Origin of the sequence: Chlorogloeopsis sp. ULAP01 (assembly GCF_030381805.1) — a bacterium.
Taxonomy (GTDB): Bacteria; Cyanobacteriota; Cyanobacteriia; order Cyanobacteriales; family Nostocaceae; genus Chlorogloeopsis.
This window is the reverse complement of record NZ_JAUDRH010000001.1, coordinates 151,216-163,934: the sequence shown is the minus strand read 5'-3', so window position 1 is coordinate 163,934 and position 12,719 is coordinate 151,216. Positions and strand designations below refer to the sequence as shown.

Below are 12,719 nucleotides of genomic sequence, written 5' to 3'. Positions count from 1 at the left end.
TGAAATAACTAGCCAACATTAACTGCGTATACCCTTTTCCTTCCTTCTGCCTCCTGCCCTCTGCCTTCTGCCTTCATATTAGAGTGATAAAAAAATGACTATTAAAACCATTGGCATGATTAGCAGCTATCGCAGTTTAGAAAATAGAACTGATTGGCTGTGGCAACAAACCCCTCATGCATTTGGAATTTGGAACAATATACAATTACAAGCTTTGGCAGAAAAACCAGATTACTTAGTAATGTATCAATTTGATTTTCCCAAACCTCAAAAACAGCAACAATCCTGGTTAAAAAGATTTAGTAAACAACAAAAACAATCAGACGTAAATATTACCTCTCTCTTACGTAATGTTCCCAAAGAAAAAGTTATTTATCTTTTACGAGAACCACCTTTAGAAGAAATTATTGAGATAAATAAATACAACTATCAGCAAGCACAGCAGTATTGTGGCTACATTTCAGGGGCAGATGATTTTGCTCCCAATCCTGACTATATGCCTGCAATTTGGTATCACTCTAACTCATTTCAAGACTTAAATGAAATGCCTCCATCCAAAAAAGTTGCTCCTTGCAGTTGGATTACTTCTGGAATTAATCGTACTGCCAATCATCGCCAGAGGTTAGAGTTTTTGTATGCACTGCAAGCTAGCGAAATTCAATTTGATTTGTATGGGCGCGGCTTACCTGCACGAGCAAAAACCTTGGGAGAATTAGGTAATAAATGGTATGGTATGGCACCCTACTATTACAACCTGGCAATTGAAAATTACAGCAGTAATAAATGGTATGTCAGTGAAAAATTATGGGATGCACTCTTGGCATGGTGTCTGCCAATTTATTATGGCGGATCGGCAGCTGATAAATTGTTGCCTGCTGGTAGTTTTTTACGATTGCCTAGCTTGGATGAAAAAGGCATTGCTTATATTAAAGAAGTCACAGCTTCTCCTGATGCTTGGTATGCAGCAAAAGAAGCAATTCAAGAAGCTCGTCAAATTATCTTACACGAACTCAATCTCATTAACTGGCTGTCAAAATTTATTGCTAATAACTCATAAATTATGGATGGTATTTGTACCCTTGGAAATGACTACGTTTACGACCAACTGATTGCTTTACTCAACAGTATTGATGTCATATTAGGTCGAAATACTCCAGTATGTATCTATCCTTTTGATGAACAAATAGAGCGTATTACTGAAGAAATTACTAAGCGTCCTAATGTATTGATTTACAATAATCAAGAATCAATAAATCGTTGGGATAAATTTATGTTAGAGGCTAGCCCTGCTAGCATGAATAGAGATAAGTATAGAATTTATGGCGGACATCGGCGATTTTGTGCTTTTGACGGCCCTTTTGATAAATTTGTTTATATGGATGCCGATACTCTAGTGATGAATTCACTAGATTTTGTTTTTAATAAATTAGATAAATATGACTGTATTGTTTATGATTTTCAATTTTTATATCCAGAAAAAGTATATAACATAAATTCAAATAAATTACTAGAAACTTTTGACGAAAACCGACTCAAAAATGAAATCTTTTGTTCTGGATTCTATGCTTCCAAACAAGGCTTATTTAATCCGGAAAAAATTGCAGAATTATTATCTTATCTCAGAGCAGGTGAGAGGGAAATTCTCTATTCTACAGGTGATCAGCCAGTTCTCAACTATATGTTTATGAAATCCAGCTTATCTATTTATAACTTTTCCCATCACCTATCGGATAGCCAGAAAACAGGGTGCTGTGTGACTTCCAATCATTTTGAAGAGAAAAATCGAATTCTTTATGACAAAGGCAATCAACTCACCTACCTGCATTATATTGGTATTCCTCCTCGGATCATGACAGCAGTGTGCGCCGGAGAAAATATTGAATTTCCCTATCGAGATTTGTTCCTTTATTACCGTTATCTCCACGAACCAGAGAAATGCCCAGTATTTACAAAACCTGCCAAAAAATATAATGCTCCTCCACCAAGTTTGTTACAAAGAGCATTGAAAAAGTTGAAATTAGTTAATCAAGGATAATTTATTTATGCAAAGGGGCATTTATATTGTTGCTAATGACCGCGTTATCGATAATGCGATCGCCTTACTTAATAGTATTCGTTTTTATGACGAAAAAGTTCTGGTTTATCTCATCCCATTTAATGAAAATTACCAAAATGTAGCTGATATTCTGACTTGTTTCCATCAAGTACAAATTTTTCCCAATCTAGAATTTTTAGAGCAATTTACCCAAACTATAGGAGAAATTTTTCCTAAAGATTTTTTAGCTCTACCCAACAAAATGCGAAAATTGGCAGTTTGGTTTGGCCCTTTAGATGAATTTATTTATATTGATACTGATATTATTGTTTTTGAAAAAATAGCTGATAACTTAAATAAACTTGCAGAAGTAGATTTCTTTTGTTGCGATTACCATCACCGTAGTGAGGGGTTGCGGAATATCTTTTCATCAATTGTGAAAGAACAGCAAATTTTTACTGAAGAACAACTTCAAGACGTTTTCAATAGTGGCTTTTGGGCTTCTAAAAAAGGAATCATTACACAACAGATGATGGGAGAGACATTGCGCGAATGTGCAATGCATAAAGAGTATTTTGATTTTTCTTGTGGAGTCACAGATCAGCCTATTCTTAACTATTTAGTTCTCAAACACATTACCAAACGTCGTAATCTTGTCAAAACTCCGGAGGGAGAACCCGGTAGTTGGGCAGGCTCCCCTCATTTTCAAGAAAAAGACTATGTTCTTTATGATGGCGATCGCAGGCTGAAGTATCTGCATTGGGCTGGCACTCCAATCAAACCTGGTGGCTCCTATTGGAAATTGTGGGAACACTATCGCTATCTCCACGAAGTTAGGGAAGATAAAGTTCCTTTACTGCAAAGACTGTTTCACCGTTAATTTCCTCGAATGGAGGGGCAAAATGACAGATGGCATTTACACGCTAGCCAATGATGTAGTCTACGATCAATTAGTTGCTTTGCTCAATAGCATAGAAGTTAATGCTGGCAGAGAAATTCCTGTTTGCGTTATTCCCTATGACGATCGCCTAGATAAAATCCGTACAGAAGTTGCAACTAGAAAGAATGTCACCCTGCTAGAAGATGTAGCAGCGATACATTATTGGGAAAACTTTGCCACCCAAGCATGGAAAGCTCATCATCGAGCGCAAAGAGTGTGGCGAGAACGAGGTTTGCCGCAAGTCTATCGTCTAGCTATGCACCGGAAGCTCTGTGCGCTGCATGGTATTTTTGACAAGTTTATTTACTTTGATGCCGATACCTTATTAATGGGGCCTGTAGATTATATATATCAAAAGTTAGATGATTATGATTGGGTGACAAATGATTTTCAATATAAGTCTGACTTGAAATATATTTTTGATGGTAATTACGAGCTTCAGAAACAAGTTTTCAATGACGATAATTTGCAGCTTAAAGTATTTTGTGCTGGTTGGTTTGCAGCTAAAAAGAATATTTTTTCTGAAGCTATTTTAGCAGATTTACTAGATACATTAAAAGCTGGTGAAGCTGATATTATGGCATTAGGAGGCCCAGATCAATCTTTATTCAATTATATGGTTTGCCGTAGTGGAATTACTTATTATAACTTTGCCGAGTGTGAAGTAGAACAAGTTACTGGCAATCACTGGAGTTCTAAATTTGATGTTATAGACAACGTTTTATACGATCAAGGGCGTCGGTTGACTTACCTGCATTATATGAGTATACTAGCATCACAATTTACACGTTTATGTGCTGGTGAAGATGTTGATATACCCTATAGAGATACATTTTTACATTATCGATATCTGAAGTCTCCGGAATCTAAACCTCAAAGCTATACTCGTCCTAGTCTACCAGTACGCTTGCAAAGATATACTAATAGTTTTTTCAGGCAAAAAGCTAGAAATATTACACTCAAATATCGCAATTTCAGGGATAAAATTTTCCACTGATAGCGCTTCTTAATTGGGTGAGGGAAAAAAGGGCGATCGCACCCGTAAAAGTGTTTAGTGAAGTTTGGGGTGAGGTGTGTTATAACTCAGGGCTTGATTACCAGAATTTTTTAATGGGGTAAGCATCAAAAATTTCATCTTTACTTACCAAGGGTATATTTTCAACAATCGCTTGAGCAACCAAAATTCTGTCAAAAGGGTCGCGGTGATGATTGGGTAAATCTTGTAATGTATATATGTGATTTAATTTAATAGGTAAAATTTGTAAATCGTTGGTTTGACGTAGACTTTCTATCAATTCTGATAACGGTAGAGCTAAATTTAGCTTTTTAATCTGAAGTTTTATTTGCATTGCCCAAATACTAGCAATACTGACAAGCCAATAATTATTGGTATCAGTCAGCAAATTTGTAACCTTTTCTGAAAGTTTTTCTGGGTTTCCAGTACACCAAATCAGTACGTGAGTATTTAACAATAATTTCATATTTCACCTTCACCTAACCAAAATTCATCTGGTAAAGGTTCATTAAAATCATCACTCATCCAAATTTGACCTTTATGTAAACCCAATACCCGTTTTTTGGGTTTTTCTGGAGGTTGAACATATTTCTGTACTAAAAATTCTACAAAATCTAACACCTGTTGTTGCTGTTCTGGTGGTAGGGTTTGCAGCTTTATAATTAATTCGGAGTTAGTATCTACAACTTGGGAAGTCATAACATCATTCTCCTGTTAAGTAGTTAATTATCGAGTAGATAACCCATGATTAAAATTCTATTTCATTAGGTGGTAGCAGCTCATTCCGATAGGATTCAAAAATGATACTTTCTGCTACACCTTGATGTTGTATAATTGTTTCTGGCCAAGTGGTGGGTTTATTTTCTAAGAAAGTAACGAATACACGGCTTTAGGTAATACCGTGTGGCGTTTCGGCAAGCTCAATTTTACCGTTTTTATATATTCCTTCAACTGTTTTAAACATTTTTGGAAACAAAGTAAACTGTTTTTATTTTAACGACTGTCAACTAAACTACGACTGTGCTGTTTGCAGAATATCTGATAAGGCTTGAACTGTCTCACGATCTGCTTGAGGAGACCATACAATAGCTTCAGTTGATGATAGTTGATTTAGAAGTGCGCTCTCTGATTCAATATCTGCAACAGGTTCTAAGCTACATCCTTCTTCTTTTGCAACTGCTAAAAGAAGAAAATGGATCAACCGAAGTTTATCTTGATGAGAAAGTTGACTGACGGTTGGTAAAATTTCGCTTAGAAGCATATAGAAAAACAAGAGGGACTGAAAGCTTCTCTAATTTTAGCTTACCTAATTATGACAGCTATGAAGAATATACACTACTACCAGTATTAATTTTTTCAATCTGAAATCAGAATCCAGAGTAATTTATTCTGAATTCTGAATTCTTTAATTTGCTGCAACTCTATCTCCAAGAATCTAAATCTAAAGATTCGATTCCTCTTTCTTCCGCATAAACCAACATACTTCTCAACTGCAACCACACAAACAAGCAAGTCACAATCGCCAATGGTATGCCAATTCCATAGGAAAGCAAGGGTGGGAAACCAAATATTTCAAATCCTGAACAGAGAAAAAAACCTACACCACCAGTTATACCTAAAAAAGGCAAAGTTAATTGACTTTTCGACAACTGATCATCGGAGTTTTCTGCACCCTTATTTTGCCATTTTGCTGCGATTAATTTTAGTGTTCCAGCTAGCGCTAAACCAGATGTTAAGGCAACAAACAAACCGAAAACTAGAAGCAAATACGGCGGTTGTAGCTGATAGTAGTACATGAATCTCCTGATTAAGATTGCTAATTGCTAACTGCTCATTGTTTTTTATTTAACCATTAGCTGTTAACCATTAGCTAGTTTTACTATGAAAAGAAGTCAAAGCAGTAACTGATGGTAAGATTGCCGCCACTCCTTCTCTAGATAATTCTGTCAAAACTCCGATCGCTACATCAAACAATCGATTTGGTGTTAAGTCGTCTTTCACCAAATTCCACAAACGTTGCACTTCTTCAGTATGCAAGCGATCATCTTCAGTCAGAGCTAATATTAACTGACGGCGCAAAAACTTACCTTCATCAGACAAGAGATATTGCAACCCCAACTTAGCTGTGGGCAATACATCAAAGTCTCCATCAGTGCGAGCGATCGCAATCATATTCTCTAATCGCTGCCACTGGAATTTACCTTCTTTGAACAACACATTCAACAAGCGTCGGCGTAATTGAGGAGATTCGCCAGTTAGTAACCGCCGCGCTACGTAGGGATAGGCTACTTCTACAATTTTGAAATTTGGGTTGAGACTAAGGGCAATACCTTCTTGCGTCACCAAAGAACGAATAATTAAAGCGAATTTGGCAGGAACTCGAAAAGGATAATCATACATCAATTCCGAGAACTTATCTGTAATTGTTTTGAAGTTAAAATCTCCCACGTTTTTGCCAATGGCATCTCCCCATACTGCTTCTAGGGCTGGCACAATGGGACGAATATCTGTATCTGGTGTCAAGAAACCCAGATTCACAAAGTCTTGTGCTAAGTCGTTATAGTCTTTATTGATCAGATGCACCAGCGCATCCACCAGTGTTTCTTTGGTGGTTTCATCCAACTGATCCATCATGCCAAAATCGATGTAGCCCATCCTCCCATCAGGCATGGCAAATAAATTACCTGGATGGGGATCGGCATGGAAGAAACCGTGTTCCAACAGTTGCTGTAAACCCGAAGTTACCCCAATTTCGATAATAGACTCCGGATCTAAGCCAGCTTCGCGAACTCTTTTTGTATCAGTAAGCTTAAAGCCATTCAGCCACTCCAGTGTTAAAACACGGGTGGAAGTATAACGCCAGTAAATAGCTGGAACTTTAACACGCGGATCGTTACGGAAGTTAGTGGCAAATTTTTCAGCGTTGCGCCCTTCATTGAGGTAATCAATTTCCTCAAATAACTTGATCCCAAATTCGTCCACAATCAAGCTTAGATCGTGACCGAGATTGAGAGGTAACCAAGGAGATAGCCACTTAGCAGCCCAACGCATTAAATAAAGATCGAGGCTGAGAAGTGGGCGTAAATTGGGGCGCTGCACCTTCACCGCCACTTCTTCGCCACTGTGCAAGCGACCGCGATATACTTGACCCAAGGAAGCAGCAGCAACAGGAGCCTCAGACAACTCGCTATATACTTCCTGTAATGAACGCCCTAGTTCGGTTTCAATCAATTGATAGGCGATCGCATTATCGAATGGCGGTAATTGATCTTGCAGTTTTACTAGTTCTTCTAGGAAATCTTTACGTATCAAATCTGGACGCGTAGATAAGGCTTGACCAACTTTAATAAAAGTAGGGCCAAGACGTGTCAGCATCTGTCGCAGTTGAACAGCTCGTTTTAACTTGTTCTGTTCGACTTGATTTAGCCATTCGTCCCACTTGAGACCGAGAACAAATCCGGTAAAATTCCAGATAATCACCAGTGCTCGCGCCCAAGCAAGCCAAGGACGATAGCGGTAGTAGCGAGCGATCACATCTGGATCGTAGCGTCGATTATTTTGTGTAAGGGTTTGCGAAGTCACTCCCTTATTTACCTCTTTCATTTAAAATTCAAAATTCGCTGCACACAGATGCTGTGTGGCATCCTATCAGCTCAACAAAACTCAGTTAGACTATTCCCCTACTGCTTTGTGGAATGTAGTCAAACTTTACTAAAAGTTACTTTTTATCTTTTATTTTATATTACTATACAAAAGTATATATACCTAATCTAACTTAAGGAAGGTATATCGTAACTAAACAAAAAATCTATAGTATTCATTTTATCTTTTAATTACAGCCAACAAATAAACCACAAGAGGCTTTAATAGAGGCTTCATAGAAGACTTTGTTACTAGTAGATAAAAGTGTTAAAAAATACCAAGATATCTATCAAAAAGTAACATTATCTTAATAAATTTTCAAAAATTTAGTTTAAGCATGAGCTACTATTGAAAAGCTGTTTGTCACCAACTAATCTCACTGTCAGGTTGGTATTCGTGCAATAGTGATGCAGCTACAACAGGGGAGAAATATGCCTTGGATGGAATTGAGCCTCGATACAACACATGAGGCGGTTGATTGGGTTTGTACGCTGCTTGCTGAGACTGTCGATATTAATGATATTCAGATTACACAATATATTGATCGGGATTTAGAACACTCCCAATGGACATTTACAATTTACATATATCTACCCTATGATGCCACTTCAAGAATACGTGTAGAAAAAATTGTAAATTTACTATCGCCTTTGCACCGCACGGGGTTAACAACTGAGATGCAGATGAGTGTGGTTGAAAAAAAAACTACAGATGCAGATTTACTCAACCCCCTTGTAAATAGAATTGGTAAACGATTTGTTGTCCTTGCTCCTGATACTCCTTATCAATCTGAGGTAGCAGGCGAAGTCATCTTGAGATTAAAGAAAACTCTATCTTTTGGTAGCGGTTTACACCCAGCAACGATTGTCTCTGTGCGACTACTTGAGAGGTATATTGTCCCTAACATGAATGTCCTTGATTTGGGTTCAGGTTCAGGTATTTTGAGTGTAGTGATCGCAAAGTTGGGAGCTAAAGTTTTGGCGCTAGACAACGACAGTACTGCTGTGAATGCAACTCAGGATGCTGTACGTCGTAATGGAGTAGAACAACAGGTGACAGTTATAGAAGGAAGCCTGGGAAGTGGAAGCGACTTTGGGCATTGGATGGGAGGAGATACCATCGGCAATGTAGAAAAAATCGAAGTTACAGAGACATTTGACTTGATTGTTGCCAATATTCTGGCACGAATGCATATTGCCCTCGCTAGTGATTTTCAGCGTGCACTACGTAATACTCATGCACACCAAGGACTATTAATTACCTCTGGGTTTACAAGCGATCGCGAAGATGATGTTGTCACAGCTTTAACAGAGGCAGGATTTGAAGTGATTGATTGTGAACGAATCAACGAGTGGGTAGCACTTGCTCATCGCTTGAAAGCAGAATAATGGGCGAGGGGAAAAATCAGGGGTAACCAAAGATGCCAAAGGAAAAATCTTTTCTGAGTTCTAAGTTTAAAGATATATACCACCTCCCTCGCTTACCCTTGATTTCCAGCCAGCCAGTTGGTTGGAGTGGAATTAATCTTGAATATCACTGCCAACCACCCCATGAAACTCCCAATCACATCGATGCCGCTCACGAAATTAATATTCCTATTTTTAAGCATCCACAGCAAATAGAGTGTGCGATTGATGGACACCACTACAATAAGTGCATTAGCAGTGGTGAAATTGCAATCGTGCCTGCAAAGGTGTTTCACAGCTTATCTTGGAATTTGGAAATTGAGTGCATCACACTCTCTGTTGAACCTGCTCTAATTGCCCTTACCGCTTACGAGTCAATCGATCCCGATCGCGTCGAGATTACACCCCAGTTTGCAAAAGCCGATCCGCTTGTTTATCAAATTGGGCTAGCACTCAAGTCAGTATTGGAAACAGACAAAACAGGTAGCCGCCTTTACGCTGAATCAGCAGCAACAATGCTAGCAGTGCATTTATTACGACACTATTCTGCCAAACAACACTGCATTCAAGAATACGCGGCAGGACTTCCTAAATACAAGTTGCGTCAGGCTGTTGAATATATCAACGAGCATCTAGCAGAGGATTTGTCATTGGATGCGATCGCTTCTCAAGTTGGCATGAGTCGATACTATTTTGCACACCTATTTAAACAGTCAATGGGGGTTTCGGTTCATCAATACGTGATTAGGCAACGTGTGGAGTATGCCAAACAATTACTTTTGCACAGTAACCTGAATGTAACTGAAGTAGCCTTTCAAGCTGGTTTTGCTAATCCAAGCCATCTCAGCCATCACTTCAAACGACTGGTTGGTGTCACACCCAAAATCTTTCTCAGAAAATAGCAAGAATCTGTTGCAGCCAGCAAGAACCTATCAGACATCAACCTGTCAAACATCTTATCTTTAAGGCAAAGACAGGGAGAAACATAATGGAATATCTAACACAACAGGTTTGCTCACTAAGATGTCAACAAGTATACACAGTTCTCAGTCGTCTCCATGACGCAGCACGGGGCGATCGCTGGCGTTTCTTACAACTTTTACCCCAAGTTATTGCTGGACGTCTAGCAGGCAAACAGATGTTTGAAATTCTTACTCCTCAAACAACCAAAAACCTTTATATTCCCATTTCACGGGAGCAAGGTAAGTTTCTGTATCTGATGGCACGCTCAGTTGGGGCAAAACGAGTGGTTGAGTTTGGCACATCGTTTGGAGTTTCAACAATTTATCTTGCTGCTGCTGTTCGCGACAATCAAGGAGAGGTAGTAGTTGGCACTGAATTCGAGCCATCAAAACATGAGCGTGCAGTTGCCAATCTTGCTGAAGCAGGTTTATCTCAAGTTACAGATATCCGTTTGGGAGATGCGCTCGAAACCTTAAGGGATGTGCCAGAACCTGTAGATCTTGTTCTGCTTGACGGATGGAAAGATTTGTACATACCAATTCTTGAGCTACTCAAACCAAAATTACGTTCTGGTTCCGTTGTTTTAGCCGACAATATCTTTACTTTTAAAAAGACTCTCCGCCCTTACGTGGAATATATGCGATCGGGGAAAAATGGTTTTGAATCAATGACTCTGACAATAGGAGCAGGTTTTGAATACTCTTACTATGTTGGTTAGAGAAGTCTAAATACTCTCCAAGTACAGGCTGTTCAGTTGTATTGTAAAAAGCTTACCCATCCTGTTTATATTTTGAGCAAGTCAAATCTCTACCTTTAGTCTGATGTCAAGAAGCTATATATCTCCAAAATAGTATAGGAGATTACAAAGGACTAACTGATTTAGTACTCCCTTTAGCAGTACACAGAGTCGTACCCTAAGGAGAAAAATCATGACAGACTTGAACCTGAGCCAACTACAGAAAAACTTGAACGAAGTTGTCTACCCAATCAGCAAAAAAGACTTGATTATGCGTGCTGAAGAAAAAGGTTTTGATGAGAAAGTTCTTCGGACTTTGAAGCAGATACCGATTAAAGACTATGAAACAGCAGCGGCTGTGAACCAAGCCATCAACAATATCGCGTAGTGATAGTAGAGACGCGTTATTCTAAGCGTCTCTACCTGACTAGAAAATCTTTACATCAAGCTCTCACATTTTTGCAGACTAATTTCATAATCATTCTTGAGTTTCTTAAGCGGAAACTGTACAAAAGTTGCTTCTTGTGTCAGTTGCCAATCAAATAAATGCAGAATATGAGCGGCAAAGATTTTAGTCACCACCATCGCCATCTCCGCTCCTAAGCAGGCGTGTACACCCCCACCAAAGGGGATAAACTCGTACATTTTGCCTTCATTACGCGGAGGTAAAAAGCGCTCTGGCTCAAATTTATCCGGCTCCGGAAAATGTTCTGTCATCATGTGCGCTAGTCGTGGTTCAGCCATAACACTACAACCCTTGGCATAGAGTACTCCATCCAAAATCACCGATTTGGTGAGGCGGCGTTTAGCAGTAGAGCTAGGCGGTAAAGTCCGTAAAGTCTCTTTGATAGTTGCTTGTGAAACTGTCACCCCGTTTTTTTGATTTCATTTTGGGGAAACCATGAGCAAGACAATTAGTAAACCATGTTTTATCTTCATAGATGTTTCCTAGATACTTAGCAAGTGCTTTGGCGATCGCATTTCCTACCAATGGAAAATTTACACCATCAACTGGCCTGATAATTTCTTGATTTTCTAATAATTGATTATGGCTAGTAATCATTTTAATAACTATTTGGTTTAGTCTAGAGTCAAACCATCCCCTGATAGGTGAGTTTCTATTTTTTAATTCAGATGTTAAGCTCACTTTTTGATTTTTCGCTTGAAATAGTACATTGAGTATCTGCGTGAGCTTTACGTAGTAATTTCTCCTTAATTAGTGTTATTTAAAACAATGAACTAATCATTTAAATAAATGAAAAGCTTGTTGAATTTGAAATTTGCAACTGATGTAAATTTGCGTAACTTCTAAACCCAAGTTTTTATATTGCCAATGCAACTTTGCAAACTTGTTAAGCTCATCCCCCGACTGAAGTCTGGGGGATTTCGCGGGCATCGGGAATTGGGAATTGGGCATTGGCCAATGCATGAATGCCCCTTGCCCCAAGACGACGGACGACAATTCCTCCCGCCCCTTAAAGGAACGGGCTTCCCCGTCGTCTTTTGGTGACGGGTAATTTATAGTTCAACTTCTCTTGACTTGGTTTTAGGTGCAGCAGCAGCGACAGTTTGCTTTTGAGGGGAGGGTATGTGTTCAGTAGGGGTATATTGCTGCCGAATTTCTTCTCCTCGCCATACTTGTAAGTCATTCATAATATCTTTAAGCGGAACAAAATCGACGACTGTTTCTCCTTGCTTTTGTGCCTCAGTTGCCTTGTAGGTCATAATCTTGAAGTACATCTCTCGCTGGTCGGCAATTGGTAACTTGCCTTTGTTCTCATTTATCCGTTGAAGAATTTCTTCATTGCCTTGATTCATTGCCCCTCCCCAGTTAGAGCCACCATGCTTGACCATATTTGCCCATTCCTCGGCGATGTAAGGGTGAACTGTGACAGGCAGATCGCCAACTGCTTGTATCGGTGCTTGTGGGATAGGGAACTTCCGATCTACTTCCTTGACTCGTAAATCTAAATCTTCCTGTG

16 protein-coding genes and 1 pseudogene are annotated in these 12,719 nt (G+C 39.0%); 9 read left to right on the top strand and 8 right to left on the bottom strand.

Annotation, left to right across the window (positions count from 1 at the left end; translation table 11 throughout):
* Positions 1-94 precede the first annotated feature (94 nt).
* The 4 genes from QUB80_RS00845 to QUB80_RS00830 are packed head-to-tail and all read left to right on the top strand — an operon-like array spanning position 95 to position 3,972.
* Positions 95-1,057 (top strand): glycosyltransferase family 10 domain-containing protein, encoded by a 963-nt coding sequence (locus tag QUB80_RS00845; protein ID WP_289787607.1) that lies wholly within the window; start codon positions 95-97, stop codon positions 1,055-1,057.
* Positions 1,058-1,060: 3 nt separating this feature from the next.
* Positions 1,061-2,035, top strand: coding sequence for an Npun_R2821/Npun_R2822 family protein (locus tag QUB80_RS00840; RefSeq protein WP_289787606.1), 975 nt, complete (start codon positions 1,061-1,063; stop codon positions 2,033-2,035).
* A 7-nt stretch (positions 2,036-2,042) separates the two neighbouring features.
* Complete coding sequence (locus tag QUB80_RS00835) at positions 2,043-2,915, top strand: Npun_R2821/Npun_R2822 family protein (RefSeq protein ID WP_289787605.1); 873 nt, start codon at positions 2,043-2,045, stop codon at positions 2,913-2,915.
* 22 nt (positions 2,916-2,937) lie between these two features.
* Positions 2,938-3,972: an Npun_R2821/Npun_R2822 family protein gene (locus QUB80_RS00830; protein ID WP_289787604.1), complete on the top strand. Its 1,035-nt coding sequence runs from the start codon at positions 2,938-2,940 to the stop codon at positions 3,970-3,972.
* 97 nt (positions 3,973-4,069) lie between these two features.
* Here QUB80_RS00830 and QUB80_RS00825 read toward each other — a convergent pair whose 3' ends face one another.
* The 5 genes from QUB80_RS00825 to QUB80_RS00805 all read right to left on the bottom strand — a co-directional run bounded on the left by QUB80_RS00825 (position 4,070) and on the right by QUB80_RS00805 (position 7,593).
* A complete protein-coding gene (locus tag QUB80_RS00825; protein ID WP_289787603.1) occupies positions 4,070-4,456 on the bottom strand; it encodes a type II toxin-antitoxin system VapC family toxin in 387 nt (128 codons plus the stop codon).
* Positions 4,453-4,689 carry a type II toxin-antitoxin system VapB family antitoxin gene (gene vapB / locus QUB80_RS00820; protein ID WP_289787602.1) on the bottom strand — a complete coding sequence of 79 codons (237 nt, stop codon included), beginning with the start codon at positions 4,687-4,689 and terminating at the stop codon, positions 4,453-4,455. The genes QUB80_RS00825 and vapB overlap by 4 nt, the downstream gene beginning before the upstream one ends.
* Before the next feature lie 313 nt (positions 4,690-5,002).
* Positions 5,003-5,251 carry a hypothetical protein gene (locus QUB80_RS00815; protein ID WP_289787601.1) on the bottom strand — a complete coding sequence of 83 codons (249 nt, stop codon included), beginning with the start codon at positions 5,249-5,251 and terminating at the stop codon, positions 5,003-5,005.
* Between the two features lie 160 nt (positions 5,252-5,411).
* A complete protein-coding gene (locus QUB80_RS00810) occupies positions 5,412-5,786 on the bottom strand; it encodes a hypothetical protein (protein ID WP_289787600.1) in 375 nt (124 codons plus the stop codon).
* Positions 5,787-5,856: 70 nt separating this feature from the next.
* Positions 5,857-7,593: an ABC1 kinase family protein gene (locus tag QUB80_RS00805; protein ID WP_502875265.1), complete on the bottom strand. Its 1,737-nt coding sequence runs from the start codon at positions 7,591-7,593 to the stop codon at positions 5,857-5,859.
* Between the two features lie 470 nt (positions 7,594-8,063).
* Between QUB80_RS00805 and QUB80_RS00800 the strand changes: the two genes are divergently transcribed.
* The 4 genes from QUB80_RS00800 to QUB80_RS00785 all read left to right on the top strand — a co-directional run bounded on the left by QUB80_RS00800 (position 8,064) and on the right by QUB80_RS00785 (position 11,125).
* Entirely contained in the window at positions 8,064-9,020 is a 957-nt protein-coding gene (locus QUB80_RS00800) for a 50S ribosomal protein L11 methyltransferase (protein WP_289788111.1), read from the top strand.
* A 32-nt stretch (positions 9,021-9,052) separates the two neighbouring features.
* Entirely contained in the window at positions 9,053-9,940 is an 888-nt protein-coding gene (locus QUB80_RS00795; protein ID WP_289787598.1) for a helix-turn-helix domain-containing protein, read from the top strand.
* A gap of 86 nt (positions 9,941-10,026) precedes the next feature.
* A complete protein-coding gene (locus tag QUB80_RS00790) occupies positions 10,027-10,719 on the top strand; it encodes an O-methyltransferase (RefSeq protein WP_289787597.1) in 693 nt (230 codons plus the stop codon).
* Positions 10,720-10,930: 211 nt separating this feature from the next.
* Entirely contained in the window at positions 10,931-11,125 is a 195-nt protein-coding gene (locus QUB80_RS00785; RefSeq protein WP_289787596.1) for a DUF2795 domain-containing protein, read from the top strand.
* Between the two features lie 50 nt (positions 11,126-11,175).
* On the opposite strand, the gene QUB80_RS00780 is transcribed toward QUB80_RS00785, so the two are convergent.
* Together QUB80_RS00780 and QUB80_RS00775 are read right to left on the bottom strand one after the other, a co-directional pair.
* On the bottom strand, positions 11,176-11,607 hold the full coding sequence (locus QUB80_RS00780; RefSeq protein ID WP_289787595.1) for a cytochrome P450: 432 nt from the start codon (positions 11,605-11,607) through the stop codon (positions 11,176-11,178).
* A complete protein-coding gene (locus QUB80_RS00775) occupies positions 11,555-11,800 on the bottom strand; it encodes a hypothetical protein (RefSeq protein ID WP_289787594.1) in 246 nt (81 codons plus the stop codon). The genes QUB80_RS00780 and QUB80_RS00775 overlap by 53 nt, the downstream gene beginning before the upstream one ends.
* A gap of 270 nt (positions 11,801-12,070) precedes the next feature.
* Here QUB80_RS00775 and QUB80_RS00770 point away from each other — a divergent pair, with 270 nt between their 5' ends.
* A complete protein-coding gene (locus QUB80_RS00770) occupies positions 12,071-12,247 on the top strand; it encodes a hypothetical protein (RefSeq protein ID WP_289787593.1) in 177 nt (58 codons plus the stop codon).
* Positions 12,248-12,255: 8 nt separating this feature from the next.
* Here the strand turns inward: QUB80_RS00770 and QUB80_RS00765 are convergent.
* Positions 12,256-12,654: pseudogene (locus tag QUB80_RS00765) on the bottom strand (hypothetical protein); the annotation flags it as partial.
* Positions 12,655-12,719 lie beyond the last annotated feature (65 nt).

Bases quoted from the DNA above. Each gene is read 5' to 3' on its own strand.
- QUB80_RS00790 (WP_289787597.1), top strand. From the start codon at position 10,027: ATGGAATATCTAACACAACAGGTTTGCTCACTAAGATGTCAACAAGTA.
- QUB80_RS00775 (WP_289787594.1), bottom strand. From the start codon at position 11,800: ATGATTACTAGCCATAATCAATTATTAGAAAATCAAGAAATTATCAGG.
- QUB80_RS00830 (WP_289787604.1), top strand. From the start codon at position 2,938: ATGACAGATGGCATTTACACGCTAGCCAATGATGTAGTCTACGATCAA.
- QUB80_RS00810 (WP_289787600.1), bottom strand. From the start codon at position 5,786: ATGTACTACTATCAGCTACAACCGCCGTATTTGCTTCTAGTTTTCGGT.
- QUB80_RS00845 (WP_289787607.1), top strand. From the start codon at position 95: ATGACTATTAAAACCATTGGCATGATTAGCAGCTATCGCAGTTTAGAA.
- QUB80_RS00840 (WP_289787606.1), top strand. From the start codon at position 1,061: ATGGATGGTATTTGTACCCTTGGAAATGACTACGTTTACGACCAACTG.
- QUB80_RS00795 (WP_289787598.1), top strand. From the start codon at position 9,053: ATGCCAAAGGAAAAATCTTTTCTGAGTTCTAAGTTTAAAGATATATAC.
- QUB80_RS00800 (WP_289788111.1), top strand. From the start codon at position 8,064: ATGCCTTGGATGGAATTGAGCCTCGATACAACACATGAGGCGGTTGAT.
- QUB80_RS00825 (WP_289787603.1), bottom strand. From the start codon at position 4,456: ATGAAATTATTGTTAAATACTCACGTACTGATTTGGTGTACTGGAAAC.
- QUB80_RS00835 (WP_289787605.1), top strand. From the start codon at position 2,043: ATGCAAAGGGGCATTTATATTGTTGCTAATGACCGCGTTATCGATAAT.
- vapB (WP_289787602.1), bottom strand. From the start codon at position 4,689: ATGACTTCCCAAGTTGTAGATACTAACTCCGAATTAATTATAAAGCTG.
- QUB80_RS00770 (WP_289787593.1), top strand. From the start codon at position 12,071: ATGCAACTTTGCAAACTTGTTAAGCTCATCCCCCGACTGAAGTCTGGG.
- QUB80_RS00815 (WP_289787601.1), bottom strand. From the start codon at position 5,251: ATGCTTCTAAGCGAAATTTTACCAACCGTCAGTCAACTTTCTCATCAA.
- QUB80_RS00805 (WP_502875265.1), bottom strand. From the start codon at position 7,593: ATGAAAGAGGTAAATAAGGGAGTGACTTCGCAAACCCTTACACAAAAT.
- QUB80_RS00785 (WP_289787596.1), top strand. From the start codon at position 10,931: ATGACAGACTTGAACCTGAGCCAACTACAGAAAAACTTGAACGAAGTT.